Annotated in this window: 23 protein-coding genes and 1 pseudogene; 3 read left to right on the top strand and 21 right to left on the bottom strand. The window is 72.4% G+C overall.

Features of this window, described 5'->3' with window-relative positions:
* Positions 1 to 12: 12 nt before the first annotated feature.
* The 10 genes from AB0A61_RS11605 to AB0A61_RS11560 all read right to left on the bottom strand — a co-directional run bounded on the left by AB0A61_RS11605 (position 13) and on the right by AB0A61_RS11560 (position 11775).
* Positions 13 to 1725, bottom strand: coding sequence for an NAD(P)/FAD-dependent oxidoreductase (locus tag AB0A61_RS11605; protein WP_361289822.1), 1713 nt, complete (start codon positions 1723 to 1725; stop codon positions 13 to 15).
* A 56-nt stretch (positions 1726 to 1781) separates the two neighbouring features.
* On the bottom strand, positions 1782 to 2570 hold the full coding sequence (locus tag AB0A61_RS11600) for a carbon-nitrogen hydrolase family protein (RefSeq protein WP_361289819.1): 789 nt from the start codon (positions 2568 to 2570) through the stop codon (positions 1782 to 1784).
* A 315-nt stretch (positions 2571 to 2885) separates the two neighbouring features.
* Positions 2886 to 3266 carry a DUF742 domain-containing protein gene (locus AB0A61_RS11595; RefSeq protein WP_361289816.1) on the bottom strand — a complete coding sequence of 127 codons (381 nt, stop codon included), beginning with the start codon at positions 3264 to 3266 and terminating at the stop codon, positions 2886 to 2888.
* 7 nt (positions 3267 to 3273) lie between these two features.
* Positions 3274 to 3723 carry a roadblock/LC7 domain-containing protein gene (locus AB0A61_RS11590; RefSeq protein WP_361289813.1) on the bottom strand — a complete coding sequence of 150 codons (450 nt, stop codon included), beginning with the start codon at positions 3721 to 3723 and terminating at the stop codon, positions 3274 to 3276.
* Positions 3713 to 6172, bottom strand: a complete 2460-nt coding sequence (locus AB0A61_RS11585; protein WP_361289810.1) for a nitrate- and nitrite sensing domain-containing protein — start codon at positions 6170 to 6172, stop codon at positions 3713 to 3715. Before AB0A61_RS11585 ends, AB0A61_RS11590 begins: the two co-directional genes overlap by 11 nt.
* Positions 6173 to 6312: 140 nt before the next feature.
* Positions 6313 to 7740, bottom strand: a complete 1428-nt coding sequence (locus AB0A61_RS11580) for an HAD-IA family hydrolase (protein WP_361290032.1) — start codon at positions 7738 to 7740, stop codon at positions 6313 to 6315.
* 95 nt (positions 7741 to 7835) lie between these two features.
* Positions 7836 to 8918, bottom strand: coding sequence for an ABC transporter ATP-binding protein (locus AB0A61_RS11575; protein ID WP_361289807.1), 1083 nt, complete (start codon positions 8916 to 8918; stop codon positions 7836 to 7838).
* A 3-nt stretch (positions 8919 to 8921) separates the two neighbouring features.
* Positions 8922 to 9737: an ABC transporter permease subunit gene (locus tag AB0A61_RS11570; protein ID WP_361289804.1), complete on the bottom strand. Its 816-nt coding sequence runs from the start codon at positions 9735 to 9737 to the stop codon at positions 8922 to 8924.
* Complete coding sequence (locus tag AB0A61_RS11565) at positions 9725 to 10621, bottom strand: ABC transporter permease subunit (protein ID WP_361289801.1); 897 nt, start codon at positions 10619 to 10621, stop codon at positions 9725 to 9727. Before AB0A61_RS11565 ends, AB0A61_RS11570 begins: the two co-directional genes overlap by 13 nt.
* Entirely contained in the window at positions 10618 to 11775 is a 1158-nt protein-coding gene (locus AB0A61_RS11560; RefSeq protein ID WP_361289798.1) for an extracellular solute-binding protein, read from the bottom strand. The genes AB0A61_RS11565 and AB0A61_RS11560 overlap by 4 nt, the downstream gene beginning before the upstream one ends.
* A gap of 212 nt (positions 11776 to 11987) precedes the next feature.
* Between AB0A61_RS11560 and AB0A61_RS11555 the strand changes: the two genes are divergently transcribed.
* Positions 11988 to 12728, top strand: a complete 741-nt coding sequence (locus AB0A61_RS11555) for a GntR family transcriptional regulator (RefSeq protein ID WP_361289795.1) — start codon at positions 11988 to 11990, stop codon at positions 12726 to 12728.
* Positions 12729 to 12747: 19 nt separating this feature from the next.
* On the opposite strand, the gene AB0A61_RS11550 is transcribed toward AB0A61_RS11555, so the two are convergent.
* From AB0A61_RS11550 to rpe, 8 genes and pseudogenes are all read right to left on the bottom strand, one after another.
* Positions 12748 to 13176 carry a VOC family protein gene (locus AB0A61_RS11550; RefSeq protein ID WP_361289792.1) on the bottom strand — a complete coding sequence of 143 codons (429 nt, stop codon included), beginning with the start codon at positions 13174 to 13176 and terminating at the stop codon, positions 12748 to 12750.
* Positions 13177 to 13288: 112 nt separating this feature from the next.
* On the bottom strand, positions 13289 to 13741 hold the full coding sequence (locus AB0A61_RS11545) for an Lrp/AsnC family transcriptional regulator (RefSeq protein WP_276111955.1): 453 nt from the start codon (positions 13739 to 13741) through the stop codon (positions 13289 to 13291).
* Positions 13742 to 13751: 10 nt separating this feature from the next.
* Positions 13752 to 14044, bottom strand: a pseudogene (locus AB0A61_RS11540) (amino acid permease C-terminal domain-containing protein); the annotation flags it as partial.
* Positions 14045 to 14212: 168 nt separating this feature from the next.
* Positions 14213 to 15655, bottom strand: coding sequence for a GuaB1 family IMP dehydrogenase-related protein (locus AB0A61_RS11535; protein WP_361289789.1), 1443 nt, complete (start codon positions 15653 to 15655; stop codon positions 14213 to 14215).
* A 132-nt stretch (positions 15656 to 15787) separates the two neighbouring features.
* Positions 15788 to 16117, bottom strand: coding sequence for a barstar family protein (locus AB0A61_RS11530; protein WP_361289786.1), 330 nt, complete (start codon positions 16115 to 16117; stop codon positions 15788 to 15790).
* Positions 16114 to 16497, bottom strand: a complete 384-nt coding sequence (locus tag AB0A61_RS11525) for a ribonuclease domain-containing protein (protein ID WP_361289783.1) — start codon at positions 16495 to 16497, stop codon at positions 16114 to 16116. Before AB0A61_RS11525 ends, AB0A61_RS11530 begins: the two co-directional genes overlap by 4 nt.
* A 39-nt stretch (positions 16498 to 16536) precedes the next feature.
* A complete protein-coding gene (locus tag AB0A61_RS11520) occupies positions 16537 to 17580 on the bottom strand; it encodes a sugar-binding domain-containing protein (RefSeq protein WP_361289781.1) in 1044 nt (347 codons plus the stop codon).
* 79 nt (positions 17581 to 17659) lie between these two features.
* Positions 17660 to 18346 carry a ribulose-phosphate 3-epimerase gene (gene rpe / locus AB0A61_RS11515; protein ID WP_361289778.1) on the bottom strand — a complete coding sequence of 229 codons (687 nt, stop codon included), beginning with the start codon at positions 18344 to 18346 and terminating at the stop codon, positions 17660 to 17662.
* Between the two features lie 119 nt (positions 18347 to 18465).
* Here rpe and AB0A61_RS11510 point away from each other — a divergent pair, with 119 nt between their 5' ends.
* Entirely contained in the window at positions 18466 to 19353 is an 888-nt protein-coding gene (locus AB0A61_RS11510) for a YhjD/YihY/BrkB family envelope integrity protein (protein ID WP_361289775.1), read from the top strand.
* A 184-nt stretch (positions 19354 to 19537) separates the two neighbouring features.
* On the opposite strand, the gene AB0A61_RS11505 is transcribed toward AB0A61_RS11510, so the two are convergent.
* The 3 genes from AB0A61_RS11505 to fmt all read right to left on the bottom strand — a co-directional run bounded on the left by AB0A61_RS11505 (position 19538) and on the right by fmt (position 22619).
* Positions 19538 to 20014, bottom strand: a complete 477-nt coding sequence (locus tag AB0A61_RS11505) for a DUF1003 domain-containing protein (protein WP_361289772.1) — start codon at positions 20012 to 20014, stop codon at positions 19538 to 19540.
* A 117-nt stretch (positions 20015 to 20131) separates the two neighbouring features.
* Positions 20132 to 21550, bottom strand: a complete 1419-nt coding sequence (locus AB0A61_RS11500) for a transcription antitermination factor NusB (protein ID WP_361289769.1) — start codon at positions 21548 to 21550, stop codon at positions 20132 to 20134.
* 136 nt (positions 21551 to 21686) lie between these two features.
* Complete coding sequence (fmt, locus tag AB0A61_RS11495) at positions 21687 to 22619, bottom strand: methionyl-tRNA formyltransferase (protein WP_361289767.1); 933 nt, start codon at positions 22617 to 22619, stop codon at positions 21687 to 21689.
* Between the two features lie 259 nt (positions 22620 to 22878).
* On the opposite strand from fmt, the gene AB0A61_RS11490 reads away from it, so the two are divergent.
* Positions 22879 to 23421, top strand: coding sequence for a hypothetical protein (locus AB0A61_RS11490; protein ID WP_361289764.1), 543 nt, complete (start codon positions 22879 to 22881; stop codon positions 23419 to 23421).
* The last annotated feature ends 114 nt before the right edge of the window (positions 23422 to 23535 follow it).

Genomic DNA, 23535 nt, shown 5'->3' with positions numbered 1-23535 from the left:
CCGCGCGGACCGTCAGTCCTCGGGGAGTTCCACGGGGGCGATCTCGTCGTAGACGTCGCCCGGGCCGGGGTTGGCCGCGTCGGTGGTCCCACCGAAGTGGTGCATGACGCCCCATACCGCGTTCAGCGCGGTCTGCACGGCGCCCTCGGCCCAGCCCGCCGTCCAGGAGATGTCGTCGCCTGCGAGGAAGATGCCCCGCTTGTCCTCGGGCAGCCGGTCCTGCATGAAGTGCGTGAACAGGCGCCGCTGGTAGCGGTAGTGGCCGGGCAGGTTGGCCTTGAACGCGCCCATGAAGTAGGGCTCGTTCTCCCAGGAGACGGTCACCGGGTTGCCGATGATGTGCCTGCGGATGTCGACGTTCGGATAGATCTCCGACAGCGACTTCAGCATGACCTCCATCCGCTCGCCCGCGGACAGCGGCAGCCACTTCAGGCTGTCGTCGCACCAGGTGTACGACAGGCAGATCACGGCCGGCTTGTCCGGGCCGTCGTCCAGCAGGTAGGTGCCGCGGGTCATGCGGTCGGTGAGGGTCATCGACATGACGTCCCGGCCCGTCGGGTTTCCCTGGTCGTCGACGGCCTTGTCCAGCCAGAACGGCCGGTCGACGGGGACGAACAGCTTCGAGGACTCCATGTAGTGGGTGCGCTCGATCGCGGTCCAGTGGTCGATCGGGAACAGCGAGTCGTCGCAGGCGATCTTGGACAGCAGCATCCAGGACTGGGCGGTGAAGATGGCCGCCTGGTAGGTGCGGATGTCGCCGTCGGCGTCGGTCACGGTGATCTGGTTGCCCGCGGTGCGGTGCAGCCGGGTCACCGCCGGGCGCGGCTCGCCGTCCACGTGCAGGGACTTCAGCGAGGTGCCGTACGGCCAGTGGACGATCTTCTCCGGCTCGCGCTCCCACAGGCGCAGCGGCAGCTGCTGGGAGCCGCCGACGATGCCTCGGTGGTGGTCGTCGGCCTCGGTGTAGACGACGCGCAGGATCTCCAGGATGGAGTTCGGGAAGTCGGTGTCCCAGCCGCCGGTGCCGAAGCCGACCTGGCCGAAGATCTCGCGGTGCCGGAAGGACTTGAAGGCGTCGGAGTCGCAGAGGAAGCCGTAGAAGGTCTGGTTGTCGAGCTTCTCGACGAGCCTGGCCCAGATCTCACGGATGCGCGGCACGTCCCGCTCGCGCATGGCGCGGTTCATGTCGGAGAAGTCGGCGCCCTCTTCGAGACACTTGTTCCAGGCCTCGGCCACGTCCCGGTAGACCTGCGGAAGGTCGTCGATCGTCTCGGCGTAGTGCGACTCGCCCTTGAGGTCGACGACGGTCGAGGGCGTCGCCTCGGCGAGCGGGTTGGGGAAGGGACGCGTCTGAAGCCCGACCAGGTCGATGTAGTGCTGCAGCGCCGTGGAGGACGGCGGGAAGCGCATGGCGCCCATTTCGGCGGTCAGCGACTCGTCGCAGCCCTCGAAGCCGACGGTGCGCAGCCGGCCGCCGATCCGGTCGGCCTCGTAGACGACGGGCTTGAGGCCCATCTTCATCAGCTCGTAGGCGGCGACGATGCCGGACAGGCCGCCGCCGATGACGGCGACCTCCGTGCCGTGCTCGGTCGCGGGTATCTGGCCGAGCCCCGCCGGGTGGGCGAGGAAGTCGTCGTACGCGTACGGGAAGTCCGGGCCGAACATGGTGATCGGCGGCTGCTGCTCGTCTGCGTGCTCGACGGCGTTGGGCACCGTGGACGTCATGGGGTACGGACTCCTAGCGCGAAAGGTCTGAAGGGGGAGGGCTGGGGGGCGGTGACTCAGAGGAGGGACCCGTAGAGGCCGGGGCGGCGGTCCTTCAGATACGGGTTGGCCTCGCGGGAGGCGGCGAGGAAGGCCGGGTCGACATCGGCGAGGACCAGTTCCTCGGCGCGGCCCGCGCGGGCGCGGGCGATCCCGTCGGGTCCGGCCAGAGTGGACAGGCCGACGAACTCGAACTCGCCCTCCTGACCGACCCGGTTGACGTACGCGACGTACATCTGGTTCTCCCAGGCGCGCACCGGCACGAGGGACTCCGCGACGAACTGGAACGGGTGCATCTGCGCCGTCGGGACGACGAGGAGGTCGGTACCGGCGAGGGCGTGGGCGCGCACGTTCTCCGGGAACTCCACGTCGTAGCAGATCATGATGCCGACCGTCAGGCCGTTCAGCTCGGCCTGGACGACCGGCTGGTCGCCCGGCGTGAAGTGGTCGCGCTCGAAGCAGCCGAAGAGGTGGGTCTTGCGGTAGTTCGCCAGACGCGTGCCGTCGGCGGAGATCAGCTGGGCGGAGTTGAAGACGCTCTCGCCGTCCCGCTCCGGGTAGCCGTAGGCGATGGCCAGGCCGTGCCGGGCGGCGAGCCACGCGATCGCGTCGGCCGACTCGCCGTCGGCGGGCTCGGCGAGGCGGCCGATGTCGTCGCCGATCGCGTAACCGGTCAGGAACATCTCCGGGGCCAGGAGGAGCCCGGCGCCGGCAGCCGAGGCCCTGCCCGCGGCGGCGTCGAGGACCTTCAGGTTCTCGGCGACGGAGCCGGGGCGGCCAGAGCTCTGGAGCAGGGCGGTGCGCATGCGTGGTCCTCGAAGGTACGGAGGGGTTCGGGGGTCACTTAGAAGGTACGGTCGGCGCGCTCGCCCGGACAAGCGGGAGCCGTTGCGCGCCGGTGCGCGGTTCATTGCGTCCACGACTGCTCGCACGGCGATTCGTTGCGCGCCCTGGGACGCCTGCACAGGCCCATTGGGAAGGCCCTCCGGGGGGGGCGCAGGTCGCGGCCGGGTCCCGCCGCCGGTCGGGCGGAAGGCAGCACAGAAGCGCCAAGGGGATACAGAAGGTGCGGCGGGGCAGGGACGACCTCACGGTCCTCTCCGGGCACCCGCTCCTCTCCTCTACAGCTCCCGAAGCCGCTCCACGATCTCCCGCAGCAGCTCCGGGTCGGCCGCGGGGCCGTCGGCGAGCACACGCCGGGGCGCGTCGATGCGGACCAGCCCGGCCTCGGCCAGATCGCCGAGCAGCACGCGTACGACCGTCAGCGGCAGGTCGGCGTCCGCGGCAAGCTCGGCGACCGGCCGGGGGCCGCGGCGCACGAGGCCGAGCAGGGACGCGCGGGCGTGATCGACAGCCGACTGTCCTTCGTCCACGTGCAGGGCGGTGACCTGGGACATCAGGTCGATGCTGTGCCGGTCCGAGGGACGGGTGCGGCCCCGGGTCACCATGTAGGGGCGCACCATCGCCCCGGTCTCGTCCTCGTACCAGTGGTCGTCGGTCACAGCCGGATCAGGAAGCGGTGGGGCCCGCGGCCGAGCGCACGGCGGCGTCAATGTGGCGGCCGAGCCGGCGCACGAGCAGGGCCATTTCGTGGGCCAACTGCCCGACGTCGGTCTGCACCTCGCTGAGCACGGCCAGCCGGCTGCCGTTTCCGGCCGGGGTGATGAAGAGGTAGGCGTCGTCGAGCATCACCATGGTCTGCCGCACCTCTCCGGCCGCGAACCGCTCCCCCGCCGAGCGGGCCAGGCTGTGGAATCCGGAGCAGACGGCGGCGAGGTGCTCGATGTCGCGTCTGCGCATGCCCTCCGAGAAGCTCAGCGGGAGGCCGTCCGCGGTCAGCAGCACGGCCTGGCGGACGTGGTCGGTTCTGGCCACGAGGTCGTCGAGCAGCCAGCCGAGGTCGGCGCCGGGCTGCGGTGCGGCCTCGGAGGGCGGCTCGGGGGTCTGGTCAGGGCGCATCGTCGGCATCCGTCCCTTCCTCGATGTCGGTTCGCTGCGTGGGGCCGGTGTCCGCGGGGAGGCCCCTGCGGCCGCGGTCCAGCCCCCGCTGAAATGCGCCGAAGATGTCCCGCACCTCCTCGGCGCTGACCTGACGTTCCGCAGGCCCCTCGGCGGGCGGCCCCTCGGTGCGCAGCTGAGGGGCGAGAGAGGTCTGCCGACTGCGGGTGGGCAGGGCCGGAGTGGGGGGATCGGCGGGGATGGGTGCCGGTGACGGGTCCGGTTCCGTAGGTACTGGTGCCGGTGACGGGTCCGGTGCGGCTTCCGGCGTGGTCAGCGACGGATCCCTCCGCGCGGGCAGCGCCCGCACGGGTGCCACGGTCTTCCGGGAAGGCAGCGCCCGCAGCCGGACCCCGGTGTCCCGCGCCGACCGGCCGTGCAGGGCCTCCGCCGTCTCCACGGACGACCGCGGCGCCCCCTCGGGCGTGCCGGGCACGGACGTCCCCTGCCCCGCGTCGCCGGCCCCCGGCGCGGACGGGCCCGGCACCCCGCTCACCGGCGCCACCTCCGCCAGCACCGTTTCCGGCACCAGCACCACCGCCGTGGTACCGCCGTACGGCGACCGGGTCAGCGTGACCGCGATGCCGTGCCGGGCGGCGAGCCGTCCCACCACGTACAGGCCGAGGCGTTCGTGCCGGGTGGGGTCGAAGTCGTCGGGGCGGGTGAGGGTGCGGTGGGCCTCCTCCATCTGGTCGGAGTCCAGGCCGAGCCCGCGGTCGTCGATCTCCAGCACGAACCCGCCGCGCGCCCGCCCCGGGCGCAGGGTGACCCGGGTGTGCGGCGGCGAGAACACCGTCGCGTTCTCCAGGAGTTCGGCGATCAGGTGCACGACGTCGGCGACGGCGTCCGCGGCGATGCCCACCTGGGGCATGGGCGGGACCTCCACGCGCGCGTAGTCCTCGATCTCGCTGACCGCGGACGACACCACGTCGGCGATCGGCACCGGTCGCCGCCACCGGCGGCCGGGAGCGGCACCGGAGAGGATGATCAGGCTCTCGGCGTGGCGGCGCATGCGGGTGGTCAGGTGGTCGATCCGGAACAGTTCCTCGAGGACGTCCGGGTCGTCGGTCCGCCGCTCCAGGGTGTCGACGAGCTTCAACTGCCGGTGCACGAGTGCCTGGTTGCGTCGCGCGATGTTGAGCAGTACGGCGAACAGCCCGCGCCGCAGGCCGGCCTGCTTGACCGCGGCCTCCACCGCCGCCAGCCGGGCGGCGTTGAAGGACCGGCCGACCTGGCCGATCTCGTCGGGCCTGATCTCCTCCGCCGCGAGCGGCGGCGCCTCTGCCACGGCGTCCACCTCCTCGCCCGCGGCCAACCTGGCCATCACATCGGGCAGTTGGCGGGTCGTCAACACGTCGGCGGCGTCTCGCAGCGTCTCCAGTCGGCGCGAGATCCGCCGGGCGCCGCGCACCGCGAACCACAGCGACAGGGCCACGGCGGCGAGCCCGACCACGCCGACGACGGCGGCCCGGGTCAGCTCCCGGTAGGCGAAGGCGCGTCCCCGGGCGGCCGAGTTCTTGGCGGCCTGCGTGCACAGCTGCATGTAGCTCTTGACGGCCCGGTCGGTGGTGGTGCGCCACGAGCCGGCGGCCACGGCCCGGCCGGCGCCCGCCGCACCGGCCCGCAGCAGGGCGTCCTCGCCGTGGGTCAGGGCCTGGTGCACGTCCCCGCGCTGGAACTCCCGGAACAGGGCCCGTGAGTCGGACGGGAGGGCGGGCACGTACGTCTGCTCGAAGATCCGGCGGTCCTCGATCGTCGCGGTGAGCATCTCGTACTGCGGGCCGGTCAGGGTCCCGGCGGCCCGGGCCCCGGCGACCAGCGCGTCCTCGCGGGAGACGAACTCCCGCACCCGTACCAGCTCGACGACGACCTGGGCCTCCCGTGCGAGCTGCCCCGCCTGCAGCGCGGTCAGCGAGGACTGGACGTCGAACCCGGGTTCCACCAGGGCGCTGTACTCGGTCACGGCCCGGTCCCACGAGATGCGCCGGGCCAGCACGCGCTCGCGCAGACCCTCCAGCCGGTCGGTGGCGCTCACCGCGGCGTCGACCACCTGCCGCTGCCGGACGGTGAGCCGACTGCGGTCGCCGCCCTGGACGGCGTCGCGCATGGCGCTCACGGCCCGGTCGGTACGGCGCTGCTGCTGCAGCAGGTCGACGGCGGCCGCCGCGTGCGGGCCGCCGCCGAGGTACGCGGCCGCGAGCCGCCGTTCGATCTGGATCTGGCCGATCGCCGTGTCGACGGGCGTGCCGAAGTCCTCGTACACCCCCTGGAGCCTGATCAGTGCGCGCAGGTCCCCGGTGACCGAGACCATGGCGAAGCTCCAGAGGGTCATCAGGGCGATCACCGGGGCGAGCGCGAGGGCCACGATCCGCGCGCGGACCGTGGTGGGACGGCCGATGGGCCAGCGCATGGTCTCCCCAGGACGACGGAATCGGCCGGGCGGCCGGGCGGCGGTGCGACTGAAAACAGGCGTTACCGACGGGTAGCGAATGCGGGACAACCTACGGGATCACTCACCCGGACCGCAAGGTCACCTAAGGTGATAACCAGTCAGGCGGCGCCCACGGCGAGGGTGGTGACGACCGCCGCGTGGTCCGAGGGCCAGTCGTTCCCGGCGACATCGGGCCAGGGGCGCGGGATGCCGCTGACGTACGTCCCGGAGTCCAGCACCGTGAGTCCCCGGTGCAGGACGAAGTCGATGCGGTCCTGCGGCTCGGGCCGCCCGCTGCCGTCCTCGTGCACGGGGTGGATCGGCGACCAGGTGTGCCCCGGCTCGGCGACCGGGTCCGGGTGGGCCTCGCGGTAGGAGTCGGCGAAGCCCGCCTCCGCCGCCGCCTTCGTCACCGGCCAGTCGACGTCCGGCCAGTCCAGGTGGGAGGGGCAGTTGAAGTCGCCGACGAGGACGACCGGCACCGTCGGCAGAGCCGTGTCGCCGATCCACCGCAGCGTGTCCCGCATCTGGGCGAGCCGCAGTTCCTCGTGGGCGATCAGCTCGGCCGCCGGGAGCCCGTCGAATGCGGACTCGTAGGGGCCGTAGGGCGTGCAGTGCAGGTGGGCCGTCCACACGTCGACCGCACGGCCCGGGGCGATCTCGATCCGGGCTCCGGCGGCGCCGTAGAAGCCGACGTCCGGGTCGCCGAGACGGGCGGTGATGGGGTGGCGGCTGATGATGCCGAGGTTCTCGCCGGCCCGGTGGTGGTGCCAGCCGAGGGCCTCGGCGAGTTCCTGGGCCGCGGTGCCGGCGGTCTCCTGCAGGCCCACGACGTCCGCGCCGGTTTCCAGGATCGCCTTGAGCTGCTTGGCCCGGTGGTCGTCGACCTCTGCGCCGCCGAGCCAGAGGTTCCAGCTCATGACCCGCAGGTGGGGGGTGACCATGCTGTTCAGCTCCTCGGGGGTGACCCCGACCAGGCTCTCGCGCACGGTGCGGCCGGGTGCCGCGGCGATCGGGGCGAGCGACGGTACCGCGAGGACCGCGCACCCGGCCGCCTCGGCGGAACTGACGCCGGTCTGGGTGTCCTCGACGGCCACACACGCGGTGGGGTCGACACCGAGGGCGTGGCAGGCGGCGAGGTAGGGGTCGGGGGCGGGCTTGGTGCGGTCGGTGTCGTCGGCGGTGACGGAGACGGCGAAGCGGTGCCGGCCGAGGGCGTCGAGCACCGTGTCGGCGACCGTCCGGGGGGATGCGGTGACCAGCGCGGTGGGCACGCCGTCGGCGGCCAGGGCGTCGAGCAGGTCCAGGGCTCCCGGGCGCGGCACCGTCCCGGTGCGGACCCGGTCGGTGAACTCCCGGTGCAGGTCCCGGGTCAGGTCGGCGGCGGACCTGCCGGTGGTGGCGGCCAGCCAGCCGGCGGTGTGCTCGACCGGCCGGCCGAGCACGTCCGGCTGGTCGGCGTCGGCCAGCGGGCGTCCGGCCACGTGCTCGACCGCCTCCCACCACAGGCGCTCGGTGTCGACGAGCGTGCCGTCCATGTCGAACAGGACAGCCCAGGGTGGGCGGGCGGGAGCCTGGTGCGGGCGGGCGGGAGTGTGGGGGTGCGGGAGTCGTGGGTGGGGGGTCACGTGGGTGTCTTCCTTCACTTCTGGGTACGTTCGGCCACCAGCACCGGCCGGTCCGGCAGCGACACCCGGACGGCGGCTCCGGCGCCGAGCCCGGCGGCCTCGTGCGCGGGCAGGTCGGCCTTCGCCTCGGTGCCGTCGGCGAGCCGGACGGTGACCCGGACGACGGCGCCCAGGAAGGCGGTGGCGAGGACCCGGGCGTCGCCCTCCGCCTCCGCCCGCACCTGGACGGCCTCGGGCCGCACCAGCACGTCCACCTCGCCGGCGGCCGGAGCCTCGCCGTCGACGGGCAGCCGCCGCCCGAGCACCTCGACCGAGCCGTCCCGCGCCACTCCCGGAATCCGGCTCATCGTGCCGACGAACTCGGCGACGAAGGCGGTGGCGGGGCGCCCGTACAACTCGGCGGGAGCGGCGCACTGTTCGAGCTTTCCGGCGCGCATCACCGCGACCCGGTCGGCGATCGACAGCGCCTCCTCCTGGTCGTGCGTCACGAACAGGGTGGTGATGCCCAGTTCCTGCTGGAGCCGGCGGATCTCCTCGCGCAGCGTGAGCCGCACCTTGGCGTCGAGCGCCGACAGCGGCTCGTCGAGGAGGAGCACGCGCGGCCGCAGGGCGAGCGCGCGGGCCAGCGCGATGCGCTGCTGCTGTCCGCCGGAGAGCTGGTGCGGGTAGCGGTCCCCCTTGTCGGCGAGTCCGACCAGTTCCAGCAACTCTGCGGCGCGGGCGCGGCGTTCGGAGGTACGGACCTTGCGCATGCGCAGCCCGAAGGCGACGTTGTCGAGGGCGCTCAGGTGCGGGAAGAGGCTGTACGACTGGAAGACCATCCCGGCGTCGCGGCGGTGGGCCGGGACGCGGGTGACGTCCTCACCGTCCACCAGCACCTCGCCCGCGTCGGGGTGTTCGAACCCGGCGAGCATGCGCAGCGCGGTGGTCTTGCCACACCCGGACGGCCCGAGCAGCGCCAGGAACTCGCCCGGCGCCACGGTCAGGTCGAGCCCGTCGAGGGCGACGGTGGCACCGAACTCCCGGCGTAGCCCCCGGAATTCGACGGTCGCGGCCCGCTGCGTCGTGGCGGCCTTCTCAACTGTGGTGGCGGTCATGGTTCATCCCCGGGAGGAAGCGGTTCGGGCGCGTCCGCCGACACCGGCGAGCGCGAGGAGCAGTGCCCAGGTCACGAGCAGGCTGAGCACGGAGACGGCGACGGACAGCTGGGCCTGCTCGCCGCCGACGTTCACGATCCACACGGCGAAGGGAGTGAAGCCCAGCAGGTGCGAGACGGTGAACTCACCGAGCACCAGCGCCAGCGTGAGGAACGCGGAGTTGAGCAGCGCCCCGCGCAGATTGGGCAGCACCGCCCGCACCAGTGCCTGAGGCCAGCCGGCCCCGCAACTACGGGCTGCCTCGACCAGGGTCGGCACGTCGATCGCGCGCAGTCCGGCGTCCAGTGCCCGGTACACGAACGGCAGCGCCATCACGACGTAGGCGAGGACGAGCACCACCGGGAAGTCGGGGTTCTGGACGGCCACGAAGGTCCGGAACAGCGGCGTGCGCGAGAGGTGGTCGGGACCCCACTTCAGGACCGTGGAGATGCCGGCGACGAACGCGATCGGCGGCACGACCAGCGGCAGCGAGCACACCACCTCGACCACCGGCCGCAGCCGGGGCGCCCCCAGTCGCAGCGCGACCATGGCGGGCACCATCAGCAGCAGGACGACGGCGATGGTCGCGGCGGCCAGCTCCAGCGACAGCAGCAGGCTGGAGACGAAGCCGTCGGCGGTGACGATCTGCGTGTAGGCGTCGAAGGTGACGCCCTGACCCGGCACGTCCACCGTGAAGACCACGGACGCGGCCAGCGGAACCAGGAAGTACAGCGCGGCGAGGCCGAGGACGGCCCACCGCCACACGTTCAGGCGAGCCATCGCGCGCTCCGTCGTTGCAGGGGCAGGTACACGGCCATGACCAGCCCGGCGACCAGGACCATGTCGAGGCTGAGCGCGAGCGCCACGTTCTCCTGGCCGACCAGCACATTGCCGGAGATCGCGTCGGCGATCTGGAGCGTGATCAGCGGCACCGCACTGCCGACCATCGCGGCGGCGGTGGCGTACGCGGCGAAGGCGCTGCCGAAGAGCAGCACGAGCCCGCCGAGCAGGGACGGTGCGATGACGGGCAGGGCGACGTGCCGCCAGTACTGCACGGCGGTGGCGCCGTTGTTCCGCGCGGCCTCGCGCCACTGGGAGCGCAGGCCCTCCAGGGCGGGGATGATGGTGAGGACCATGAGCGGGATCAGGAAGTACAGGTAGACGATCACCAGGCCCCAGAAGCTGTACAGGTCCCAGCCCTTGCCCGTCAGGCCCAGGTGCCGGGTCAGGACGCCCGCGTTGCCGAGGGTGGCGACGAAGGCGAAGGCCAGCGGGACGCCGCCGAAGTTGGCGAGCACGCCGGAGGCGGTGAGCACGGCCTCGCGCAGCGCTCGGGAGCGGGAGGTCAGCACGGCCTGTGCGAGCGGCAGTCCGAGGAGGGCCCCGAGGACGGCGGAGACGGCGGACAGCTTGACGCTGCCGAGCAGGGCGGTCAGGTAGGCGCCGTGCAGTGAGGTGGTCAGGTTGGCCGTGGTGTAGGAGGTGGCGCCGGTGGTCTGGTCCTTGACCGTGAAGGCACCGTTCAGCATGGCCAGGGCGGGCAGCCCGAAGGCGATGGCGGTGAAGGCGAGCAGCGGGACGACGGCGAGCCAGGCCGGGGCGCGGCGCCGCCGCTTCGGCGAAGCGACGGGCGCCACGTCCACCCGCGTGAGGGCGGTGGTCATCCGGAGACGGCCTTCCCCCAGCCCTGCGCGAGGCCGGTCTTGGCCTTGCTCTGCTGGGCCTCGGTAGGGAAGGAGGGGGTGCCGTCGACCTTGGGCAGCTTGGCGGCGGCGGCCGCGTCGAGCGTGCCGGCCTTGTCCAGGGCGGCCATCAGGGCCGGACGGGCGTAGCCCTTGAGCCACAGGTTCTGGCCCTCGGCGCTGTAGAGGTACTCCTGCCACAGGCGGGCGGCCGCCGGGTGCGGGGCGTCCTTGTTGACGGCCTGGGAGTAGAACTGGGCGTACTTGCCGTCGGTCGGGATGGCTACCTTCCAGTCCACGCCCTTGGACTTGAACTCGTCGGCGTACCCGGCGTTCAGGTAGTCCCAGTCGATGCTGATGGGCGTCTCGCCCTTCTCGACGGTGGCCGGCGTGGACTCGACGGGGGTGTAGTTGCCGTTCTTCTTCAGCTTCGCGAAGAAGTCGAGGCCGGGCTGGATGTCGTCGAAGGAGCCACCGCTTGCGAGCGCGGCCGCGTACACGCCGCCGAAGGCCGAGCCGGACTTGGTGGGGTTGCCGTTGAGGGCGACCTGACCCTTGTACTCGGGCTTGAGCAGGTCCTTGAAGGTGGTGGGGCAGGTCTTGACGCGCTTGGCGTCGCAGCCGATGGACACATAGCCGCCGTAGTCGTTGTACCAGCGGGCCTGCGCGTCCTTCTGAGCGGCCGGGATGCCGTCGTAGCCGGTCACCTTGTACGGGGCGAGCAGCCCCTGCTGGGCGGCGCTGAGGGCGAAGGAGCTGCCGAGGTCGAGGACGTCCGGGCTGCGGTCCTGCCCCTTGCGGGAGGTGACGGCGTTGATCTCGTCCTGGCTCGAGCCGTCCGGGTTCTCCACCTCGATCTTGATGCCGTACTTCTTCTGGAAGCCGTCGATGAGGGCGCCGTAGTTGGCCCAGTCGCGGGGCAGCGCCATCGCGTGCAGCGTGCCCTCCTTCTTGGCCGCGGCGATCAGCTTGGACATCCCGCCGAAGTCGGCCGCCGAGGTGGCGGTGGCGGCGCTCTTGCCGTCGGCGGTGGCCGACGCGTTGTCGGAGGCGGCGCCGCAGGCGCTCAGGGCGAGCACGGCGACGACGGCGAGGGAGCCGCCCAGGACGGCGGTTCTCGGCAGGGGCACGGTCACGGTTTCTCCAGGGGTGCGCACGAGGGTTGAGGCAGTGCGGAGAACTTGTCTGAACAAGTTGACCTCAGTACGCCCGTCCCTGGTGTCCTGTCGGCAAACACGGGAGAAACCCTGACCACCATTCGCCTGCACAATCCCGGCTGACACGGATCACCACAGGATCTCGATTAGGCTGGTCACGCTGTGCACAGCCGCCGACTCAGAGGGGAAGCATGACGGCGCGACACGAGGAGATCGCCGACGCCCTGCGGCGGGCCATCGACCGCGAGGAGTACACAGTTGGCAGCCGGCTGCCCGCCGAGACGGAACTCGCCGCCCACTACGGCGTTTCGCGCGGCACGGTCCGCCAGGCGGTCGCTGCGCTGACCGCCGAGGGGCTGATCGGCTCGCGCCAGGGGGCCCGCCGCGTGGTGCTCGCCAGCCGCCGCAGCCAGAGCTTCGCCGAGCTGCGCAGCTTCGCCCAGTGGGCCCGCGCCATGGGCCGGGAGGCGACGGGCCGGGTGGTGTCGCAGGAGCACCGCCCGGCGACGAAGGAGGACGCCGTGCGCCTGCAACTGAGCGAGAACACACCGGTGTTGCACGTACTGCGGGTGCGCGGACTGGACGGCGAGCCGGTGTTGCTGGAGCGGACGGTGTACGCCGACTGGATCTCCCCGGCGGTCGAGGCGATCGAGCCGGACTGCCCGTCCGTGACCCAGCGGCTCTACGAGGACACCGGTCTGGTCTTCGCCTACGGCGAGCACGTCATCGACGCGGTGGCGGCGGGCGCGCAGGACGCGGAGCTGCTCGACATCCGCCGCACCAGCCCGCTGCTGCGGGTGCGACGGGTGACGACCACCCGGGAGGGACGCCCGGTGGAGTGGTCGGACGACCGGTACCGGCCGGACGCGGTGAGCTTCAGTGTGCACAACTCGATCGGGAACAACGCACTGGCACGCAAGACGGCCGGCTGACCGGGAGCGGGGCCGGCGCTCAGCCGGCGGCCACGCAGAACTCGTTGCCCTCGGGGTCGGCCATCACCACGTGGTGTCCGTCGTCCTCCGTCAGGATCCTCCCGCCCGCCTCCACCAGACGCCGGGCCTCCGCCCTGATGCGCGCCCACCGCTCCTCGGGACTGCCGTGCCCGGGCACCCGGATGTCGATGTGCAGGCGGTTCTTCGCGGTCTTCGGCTCGGGGACCTCGAGGATCGACAAGCGGGGGCCGGCGCCGTCCGGATCGCACAGCCACGCCCCGTCGTCCGCGGACTCGTCCTCCGGGAGGTCGAACTGTGCGAGCCACTCCTCGCGCGTGGCGAAGGGCGCGGGCGGCGGCTCGTCCACGTAGCCGAGTGCGGTCTTCCAGAACGCGGCGAGAAGCCGTGCGTCCGCAGCGTCGAGAGTGAGGTCGATGCCGGATGCCATGACCGTGACCGTACTCCGCGGCACTGACATCGATGCTGCATCAGCCGGCCCTGCGTGCCCAGGGGGTGTCGTTTGGACCACCGCGGACCCGCGGTGGTCCAAACGACACCCCTTACGTCGGCGAACCCGACGAGAACCGGCGCAGGAGCGGGGACAGGACCAGGACCGACTTGGTGCGCTCCACGAAGGGCTCTCCGGCGATCCGCTCCAGGACCCGCTCGAAGTGCCGCATGTCGGCGGCGAAGACCTGGGCGACCGCGTCCGCCTCACCGGTGACGGTGGAGGCGGCCACGACCTCCTGGTAGCGCTCCAGGCCCCGCTGGATGGTCTCCGGCGAGGTGTTGCGCCGGCAGTAGATCTCGACGAACCCCTCGGTCTCCCAGCCGAGCGCCGCCGGGTCCACCCGGACGGTGAAGCCGGTGATGGCTCCGGTGGCGCGCAGCCGGTCCACGCGCCGCTTCACGGCGGGCGCGGACAGGCCGACGAGCTGCCCGATGTCCGCGTAGGAGCGGCGGGCGTCCTCGGCGAGGGCGTGCACGATGCGTTCGTCGAGATCGTTCAGCACTGGGGGTGGATCACTTCTTCGGGTCCGGTCGGTTCTCTGCCGCCGCGGGACCGTCCGCTCGCGCGGAACCGTCGGTCGCCAGACGGGAACGGCGGTAGCCGTATACGAAGTAGACCACGAGCCCCACGGTCGTCCAGACTCCGAAGACCACCCAGGTGACCGCGACAGGCTGCCCGTCATCCACACGCAGAAGGCGAAGCCCAGCGCGGGCAGCACCGGCCACAGCGGCACCCGGAAGGTGCGGTGCGTGCCCGGGCTGGTGCGGCGCAGCACCACGACCGCCGCATTGACCAGCGCGAAGGCTCCGCACGTCACGTGCAGCGCAGCACCCTGGGTACCCGCCCGGCCGGCTTCGATCCTCGTGCGCCCCGCGGATGCCGACGGCCCCCGCCGTCCCGTCTCCGGGACAACAGGGGCCGTGCGCAAGGGAGTCGGGCTCAGCTCCAGCTGGCCCCGGCCGCCTGCACGGCCTCAGCTCCAGCTGGCGTGCAGCGGCTTGCCCTCCGCATAGCCGGCCGCGCTCTGGATGCCGACGATGGCCTTGTCGGCGAACTCCTCGAGGGACCCCGCGCCGGCGTAGGTGCAGGACGAGCGGACGCCCGCGATGATCGAGTCGATCAGGTCCTCGACGCCGGGGCGGGCCGGGTCGAGGAACATGCGGGAGGTGGAGATGCCCTCCTCGAACAGCGCCTTGCGGGCGCGGTCGTAGGCCGACTCCTCCGAGGTGCGGTTGCGCACCGCGCGCGCGGACGCCATGCCGAACGACTCCTTGTACAGCCGCCCGTCGGCGTCCTGCTGCAGGTCGCCCGGCGACTCGTACGTGCCCGCGAACCACGAACCGATCATCACGTTGGACGCACCGGCCGCGAGCGCCATCGCCACGTCGCGCGGGTGGCGCACACCGCCGTCGGCCCACACGTGCTTGCCGTGCTTCTTCGCCTCGGCCGCGCACTCCAGGACGGCGGAGAACTGCGGCCGGCCCACGCCGGTCATCATCCGCGTGGTGCACATGGCGCCCGGGCCCACACCGACCTTGACGATGTCCGCGCCCGCCTCGATCAGGTCCTTGACGCCCTCCGCCGAGACGATGTTGCCCGCGGCGATCGGCACCTTCGGGTCGAGGTCGCGCACCAGCTTGATCGCGCTGATCATCGACTCCTGGTGGCCGTGCGCGGTGTCGATGACGAGCGTGTCGACCCCGGCGTCCAGCAGCTGCTCCGCCTTGCCCGCGAAGTCACCGTTGATGCCGACGGCCGCGGCGATGCGCAGCCTGCCGCGCGCGTCGGTGGCCGGCGTGTACAGCGTGGCGCGCAGGGCGCCCTTGCGGGTGAGGATGCCGACGAGACGGCCGTCCTTGTCGACCGCGGGGGCGTAGCGGCGGTTGGCCGCGTCCAGGGTGTTGAAGGCCTCACCCGGGTCGATGTCCGCGTCGAGCAGCAGCAGGTCCTTGGACATGACCACTTCGAGCTGGGTGAAGCGGTCGACACCGCTGAGGTCCCGGTCGGTGACCACGCCGATGGGCCGCTGGTTCTCGTCGACGACCACACCGGCGTTGTGCGCGCGCTTGGGCAGCAGCGCCAGGGCGTCCGCGACGGTCTGGTGCGGGGCCAGCACGATGGGGGTGTCGAGGACGAGGTGGCGGCTCTTCACCCAGGAGATGACGTCCGTGACGACGTCGATCGGGATGTCCTGGGGGATGACCACCAGTCCGCCGCGGCGGGCCACTGTCTCGGCCATGCGGCGGCCGGCGATCGCGGTCATGTTGGCGACGACGAGCGGAATGGTGGTGCCCGTGCCGTCCGGGGAGCTGAGGTCCACGCCCTGACGCGAGCCGACCGCGGAGCGGCTCGGCACCATGAAGACGTCGTCGTACGTCAGGTCGTACGCGGGCTGGATGTCATTGAGGAAACGCACGTGCTGCACATCCCAGTCGATCAAAGGTGGCCCCCGGACAGGTCAGCCAGGGGGAAAGAGCACGTACTTCATTGTCCCATGACGGACGGCATGTGTGGCCAGGGCGGATCGTCCAGGCTGGTCAGGGACCTGTTAGGAGGAACCTCCAAGGGCCAGGGCGACGGCGAGGGCCGGGGTGCGGTCCACTGCCCCGGCGAAGACCTCCTGCGCGACCTCCCACTCCTGCGGCCGCGTCCGGGCGTACGTCCGCCAGCCTCGTACGACCACCAGCAGCCCCTGGTCCGCGGCGGCCCCGGGCCACACACCGGGGTCGGAGAGGCTGTCGGCGAGGGCGTCCCAGTTGCGGCCGAACCAGTCGGGCAGCCCGAGGGCACGGGCGCAGCGGTCCATCAGGGCCGCCTTGTCGGTCACGCCGTCCAGGTCCAGCGCAACCACGTGCCGGTCCGCCAGGTCGTCCGTCATCTCCGCACCGTCCTGAACGATTGGTAGTGGTCGTCGGTGTAGTAGATCTCGCCGCCCTGTCCGGTGACGATGCGCCGGGCGCCACGGCCCCGGGAACCCGGTGTGCGCACCGTGTACTCGTGGTAGTAGCCCCGCTGGTGCTGGGGCAGCAGGTGCTCGAAGTTCCCGAAGACGGCCCCGTCCTGGGCGTACGGGAAGGGGCCGCCCCGGTCGATGAGGTCCAGCGTGTGCCGCGCCTCGGCCGGAAGCCGGGACGCCGCGACGGTGGCCGTGCCGTCGCCCCGGGACGGGGCGTTCGTGGGTGGCGCGCCGGAGCCGCACCCGGCCAGCAGCACGACGAGCAGACAGACCAGCACCCGGGGGACGAGCCGCAGCAGCATGCCGCCGATGCTGCCACGGCCGTCCCTCGGCAGCCGCCGTCAGGGCCCGTCGGGGTCCGCCCGGTTGAGCGCCGGCTTCGGCGTGGGCCCCGCCGTCATCAGATAGTCGGCGGCCGAGGTGTCCGTGACCAGACTGGTGACCAGCCCGGAGCGCAGCACCGCGTCGATCGCCGCCGCCTTGCGCTGCCCGCCTGCTATCGCCACGACCTCGGGGATGCGGCGGAGCTGGTCGGCCTTGACCGTGATGCAGCGCTCCCCCAGGTCCCGGCCGACCCGGCGACCCTCGGTGTCGAACAGGTGTGCGGACATCTCCGCGGCCACACCGAGCGAGGCGTAGTGGGCGCGCTCCTCGTCGCTGAGCATGTCGTGCACCGTCGAGATGCCCGGCTCCCAGGAGCCGATGGACACACAGGCGACCGTGACCTTGTCGAAGTACTCGAAGGCCCGTGCGATCCCCGTCTGGTTGCGCAGCGCCGCCGCGGTGGCCGCGTCCGGCAGGAGCATCGGCGCGTAGATCGGGTGCGCGTCGCCGCTCGACACCTGGGCGGCACGGCGGACGGCCTCCACCGAGCCGCGTTCGGCGGTCCCGGCGTCGTACACGCCCGTCAGCTGCACCACCGTGCACGGCGGCAGCCGGTCCAGGGCCGCCGCCATGTGGATGGTGGACCGGCCCCAGGCCAGGCCGAGAACATCCCCCTCGTTGACGAGTTCGCCGAGCAGGTCGGCGGCGACTTCGCCGAGGTTCTCCGGGTCGGGCGTCTCCTCGGCCTCGGCCGGGGACTCGACCACGACGGCGTGCCTGAGGCCGTAGCGGGCGCGCAGCGCGTCGGAGCGCTCGGCGTCCAGCTCGGCCGGCACGCGGATCTCGATGCGTACGAGATCCCGTTCGAGGGCGGTCTCCAGGACCCTGGCCACCTTGAAGCGGCTGACGCCGAACTCCTCCGCGATCTGGATCTTGGACTTGCCCTCGAGGTAGAAGCGGCGGGCCATGGCCGCCGCCTGCACCAGCTCAGCGGGTCCCATCCGCATGGCTGACCGGCCCGCCGACATACCCGACACGGCGATCTCCTCACTGCTGTTCACACTCTGGATTCGCCGTTCATCCTTGCAGATCCGGCGCACTTGATCCGCCCTGATGGGCGGCCGTTCACGTAGCTGTGGCTCAGTGGTCGCACGCCCACGACGCCTTGGCCGTCGCCGCCTCCGCCTGGGTGCGCAATGCACGTACCGCCTCGGCCGGGTCCTTCGCCCCGTAGACCGCGGATCCGGCGACGAAGACGTCCGCGCCGGCGTCCGCGCACTGCTCGATGGTCGAGGCCGACACCCCGCCGTCGACCTGCACCCACAGCTGGAGACCGTGCTTGCTGATCAGCTCCCGGGTACGCCGGATCTTCGGCAGCATGATGTCCAGGAACGCCTGCCCGCCGAAGCCCGGCTCCACCGTCATGATCAGCAGCATGTCGAGCTCGGGGAGCAGGTCCTCGTAGGGCTCGATGGGGGTGGCCGGCTTGAGCGCCATGGCGGCGCGGGCGCCCTTGGCGCGGATCTCGCGGGCGAGCCGCACCGGCGCGGCGGCCGCCTCCACGTGGAAGGTGACCGACGAAGCACCCGCTTCGACGTACTGGGGCGCCCACCGATCGGCGTCCTCGATCATCAGGTGGCAGTCCAGCGGCGTGTCCGTCGCACGGGCCAGGGACTCTACGACCGGCACGCCGAGCGTGAGATTCGGGACGAAGTGGTTGTCCATGACGTCGACGTGGAGCCAGTCGGCCCCTTCGACCGCCTTCGCCTCCTCGGCGAGGCGCGCGAAGTCGGCGGACAGGATACTGGGGTTGATCTGCACGGCCATGACCCAAGCGTGCCATGCCCGGGCACCGTCGTTCGCGTCGGTCCCCGGCTGGAAGCCGCCGGTGCGGACCATGGCGGGGTAAGGACAACGCCGCGCCGACTACCGGAAGGGTGCCGTCAGTGGGCAAGCCCCGTTCGCACCGCCCGAGTACCCGCCGCTTGATCGCCTCCGCCAAGTCCGCCCATGCCCGGGCGGAGACCCGGTTCCCGGTGGTCACCCACCTGGCGGACCGGATGGTCTCGGTGAACATCTTCGACTCCGCCACTCGCCTGGCGGCGCAGAGCTTCCTGACCGTGGTTCCGCTGCTCTTCGTGGTGGCCGCGTACGCGCCGGCTCCGGTCCGGCACCAGCTCGTCACTTCCGTGCGCACGGTGTTCGGGCTGACGGGCGACGCGAACGCCCAGCTGGAGAAGGTGTTCGAACCCTCGACCGGCAATCTGCGGCAGGCCGTCGGTGTGGTCGGCGGCCTGATGGTGCTGCTCTCGGCCACCGCGGTCAGCAGGGCGCTGCAGCGGCTGTGCAAGCGCGCGTGGGAGATCCCGAGGGCGGGGACCAGGACCGCCCCCTGGCGGTGGCTGGCCTGGCTCGTCGTGTGGCTGACCGCGCTGGTCGTCCAGGGGCCCCTGCGCGACGGGTTCGGTGTCGGGGCCTGGCTGGGCGTCCCGATCACCCTGGTGGCCCTGGCGGGGCTGTGGTGGTGGACCCAGCACCTGCTCCTGGGCGGGCTGGTCGGCTGGAAACCCCTGCTGCCCGGTGCCGTGATCACGGCGGTCGCCGTCACCGCGCTGACGGTGACCGCGCGGTTGTACATGCCGCGGGCGCTGAACCGCACCCTCGCCGAGTACGGCTCCCTCGGTTCGGTGTTCGTGCTGCTGTCGTGGCTGATCGTGGTCTGCGTCACGATCGCCCTCAGCATCAGCGTGGGCGCCGTGGTGTCCCAGGAACCCTCCCTGGCCCGGTGTCTGGGCAGTCCGCCTCCCGTCCGGGACCGGGACGCCGTCCCGTGACAGGCCCGCCGCCCCGCCGGCGCGTGCCTCGCTCGCACGGACGCGCCCCCGACCCCCTCATCTGCTGCGGGACGAGGAACGGGTGCCGCGGGGCGACAAGGAACGGATGCCGCGGGGCGACAAGGAACGGGTGCCGCGGGGCGACGAGGAGCGGGTGCCGCTGGGACAGGAGCCGGTGCCGCCTTCATCCGCCCTTCAACCGCTCACCGTTCTGCGCCATGAGCTGCTGCACCTGGCGCTCCACCTCTTCGGGATCCACACCGAGGGCACGCCCGATCTGTGTCGACCACACCTCCGAGCGCACGTTGGTCTCGAAGTCCAGGTCCGCGCGGATGTTGTCCCGCCCGGCCTGACGGTTCTGACTGATCATGACGAAGGTCGACAGGAAGATCGCCTCCAGACTGACGATCATGGTGAGCAGCCCGAACGGGAACGGGTCGAACACCGCGCCCTGCCCGAAGACGCCCTCGTTGATCAGGATCCAGCTCGCGAACCAGACGACGTGCGCGTACACGAACGCCATCGAGCCGGCGAACGCGGTGATCCGGTCGGCGATACGGTCCTGGAGGCCCCGCCCGCGCGCGAAGATGAGCCGCTCGTGAGGCAGACGGATCACCGGGAACGGGAAGGGACCGTCCGGCATGTCACGGCGGGTGCCCATGCGGTCATCGTGCCCGCCGTCGTGACCGGCTCGACGCAGGTGGCACCTCGGCGTGTTGACGGCATGTCGCGACACGCACCGGGAGTTCCTGTGAGCAGCACGTGCGCGACGTGCGGATCAGCCCGTCCGGCGGATGAGTGCCAGGTACATCGCGTCGGTCCCGTGCAGGTGCGGCCACAGCTGTACGTCGGGACCCTCACCGAGGTCCGGCACACCCGGCAGCATGGGCCTGGCGTCGATCAGGTCGGCCTCGGGGAACTGCTTGAGCACATCGGCGACGACGGCGCGGGTCTCGGCGAGGTGCGGCGAGCAGGTGGCATAGCCGACGACACCGCCGACGCGCACGGACTCCAGGGCCGTGCGCAGCAGACCGCGCTGAAGCGGGGCGAAGCCCTCCAGGTCCTCCGGGCGGCGCCGCCACCGCGCCTCGGGCCGCCGGCGCAGCGCCCCGAGCCCCGTGCACGGCACGTCCACGAGCACGCGGTCGAAGGAGCCGGGCCGCCAGGCGGGCCGGGTCCCGTCCGCCGCGATGACCTGATACGGCCCGGGGTTGCCTTCGAGGGCCCGGGCGACCAGCCCGGCCCGGTGCGGCTGCTTCTCGGAGGCGAGCAGGACGGCCCCGCGCTCGGCGGCGAGCGCGGCGAGCAGCGCCGCCTTGCCGCCGGGTCCGGCGCACGCGTCGAGCCATTTCGTGTCCCGCCCCTCCAGGGGGGCATTGGCGAGGGCCAGCGCGACCAGCTGGCTGCCCTCGTCCTGTACGCCCGCTCTGCCCTCCCGCACGGCGTCCACGGCACCCGGCTCGCCGCCCTCCGCGAGCCGCACGGCGTACGGCGACCAGCGGCCCGGCACCGCGGCCTCCTCGCGCAGCAGCTCCTCGGCGGTGGCGCGGCCGGGCCGGGCGACCAGCGTCACCTCGGGCCGGTCGTTGTCGGCCCGAAGCAGGTCCTCGATTCCGGCGCGGCCGCCGCCGAGCGAGTCCCACAGGGCGGAGACGACCCAGCGGGGGTGCGAGTGCACCACGGCGAGGTGGTTCTCGGGGTCCTCGTCGTAGGGCGGGGCGACCTTTTCGAGCCATCCGTCGAGGTCGTCCCGCGCCACCTTGCGCAGCACCGCGTTGACGAACTTGGCCCGCCCGTCGCCGAGCACGACCCGGGCCAGTTCGACGGTGGCGGACACGGCGGCGTGCGACGGGATGCGCGTCCCGAGCAACTGGTGCACGCCGAGGCCGAGCACGTCCAGTACCGGCGGGTCGACCTCCCTGAGCGGTCGGTCGACACACTCCGCGACGATCGCGTCGTACGTCCCCTGCCGGCGCAGTGTGCCGTACACCAGCTCGGTGGCGAGGGCGGCGTCCCGCCCGTCGAAGTCGCCCTTCTCGCGGGCCTTGCGCAGCAGCGGCGGCAGGACGAGGTTGGCGTAGGCGTCCCGCTCGTCCACGGCGCGCAGCGCCTCGAAGGCGAGGATGCGGACGGGGTCCTTCTGGGGCCGGCGGTAGGGCTTGGCCGGCTTGCGGGGCCGACGGGAGGTGTCGCTCACGAAAAAGGTGCTCCGGATGTCCGAGTGCGCTGTGCACCCAGCCTACGTCCCGTCACCGGCGCCCTGCGCCGGGCGGTCCCCCCTCGACGGGCGGTCGCCGGGCCTCGCCGCGCGGTGGGGTGTCAGGCGCCGAGGGTCACGCGCCGAGGGTCTCGCCCCCGGCGATGCGCACGCCACGCGCCCAGTCCGCGGCACGCATCGGCTTCTTGCCCTGCGCCTGCACCCACAACAGCTCGACGGCGCAGGAGCCGCTACCGACGTGCACGCTGTTCTTGCCGACGGAGAGCGCGCCCGGGGCGAGGTCGGTCCGCTCGGGCACCGGGGCCACCTGGATCAGCTTGAGCCGCTCACCGCGGAAGGTGGTCCAGGCACCGGGGGCCGGGGTGCAGCCCCGCACCACCCGGTCGACGCGCAGGGCCGGGGTGGCCCAGTCGACCTGGGCGTCCTCGACGGTGATCTTCGGCGCGAGGGTGACGCCCTCGGCCGGCTGCGGTACGGCCTTGAGGGTGCCGTCCTCGATGCCGTCCATGGTGGCCGCGAGCAGCCCGGAGCCGGCGAAGGCGAGCCGGGTGAGCAGATCGCCGCTGGTGTCCGTGGGCCGGACCACCTCGGTGACGGTGCCGTAGACGGGCCCGGAGTCGAGGCCCTCCTCGATGAGGAAGGTGGACGCACCGGTGATCTCGTCCCCGGCCATGATGGCGTGCTGCACGGGCGCGGCACCACGCCAGGCGGGCAGCAGCGAGAAGTGCAGGTTGACCCAGCCGTGGGTGGGGATGTCGAGGGCGGCCCTGGGCAGCAGGGCGCCGTAGGCGACGACGGGGCAGCAGTCCGGGGCGATCTCCCTGAGCCGTTCCAGGAACTCCGGGTCCCGCGGCTTGACGGGCTTGAGCACCTCGATGCCGGCCTCCTCCGCCCGCTCGGCGACCGGGCTCGCGACCAGCCGGCGGCCGCGGCCCGCCGGAGCGTCGGGCCGCGTGACCACGGCGGCCACCTCGTGCCGTCCGGAGGCGATCAGAGCGTCCAGGGCGGGAACGGCGACCTCGGGGGTACCGGCGAAGACGAGCTTCATGGGCGGGTGCGGGCCTCTCGGTCGGGGGTGTTGACGCGCAGCGCTTCAGTCTATGACCACCCGCGGAAAGCCGCCGACGGCTGTCTCGCGGCCAACTGAGAGCGGGTGGTGCGTGGGTGGGCCACCGGCGTACGCATATGCCCTTACGCCCCCACACCGTGACCAGCGGACGGAAAACGCGTTGGTCAAGAAAGAGTTGACCACAGCGGGCCACACGCGCGGCCCGATTCCTTTCAACGCCGGTTCGAGAGGCTTGTTCATGGCCGACCACGCAACCCACGACGCCCAGGCCCGGGCCAGCCTGCACTTGCTGGTGCGGGACATCGAGCGGGTCCGCCGGCAGGTGGACGCGCTGCGCACGCTCACCGCCCAGCTGGGCAACGTCTACCGCCCGCGCCGCTCCGGCCCCTCCACGGGCTTCGTCGTCTACGGACGCGCCCCCGCCCCGACGGTCCGTCTCGCGCAGGAACTGCGGGACAGTGTCGAGACCCTGGTCACGGCGGCCGTGGACTTCGACCGCTCACTCGGCTTCTCGTGGGACGCCGTGGGTTCGGCCCTCGGGGTCACCAAGCAGGCGGTGCACCGTCGTTACGGCGCGCGGCGCGCCGCCGCCCAGGCGGCCGCCGAGGCCGAGCGGGCCCCGGAGCCCACGGGCACCCGCACGGTCAACGTGGGCACCGGCATCGCCGCGGTGCCCACGGTCCCCGCGGCCCGTTCCATGCCGACCCAGCCGACGGCCGGAAGCCCGTCCCTGCGTGACGAGGCCAGGCCGACGGCCTTCCCCGGCCCCCGCAACGGCTGATCCACCGCCGCCCCGCCCTCCCGGCCCACCCGGGGGGGGGCGGCGACACGCCGACCGCCCCCGCCCCCGCCCCCGGTGGAAGGGCCACGCCTCTCCCCCGCACCCGGCCTCCCG

This window comes from Streptomyces sp. NPDC046197 (assembly GCF_040646295.1).
Classification (GTDB): Bacteria; Actinomycetota; Actinomycetes; order Streptomycetales; family Streptomycetaceae; genus Streptomyces.
Note: the sequence above shows the minus strand (reverse complement) of the source record. Positions and strands in the feature narration are given on the sequence as shown.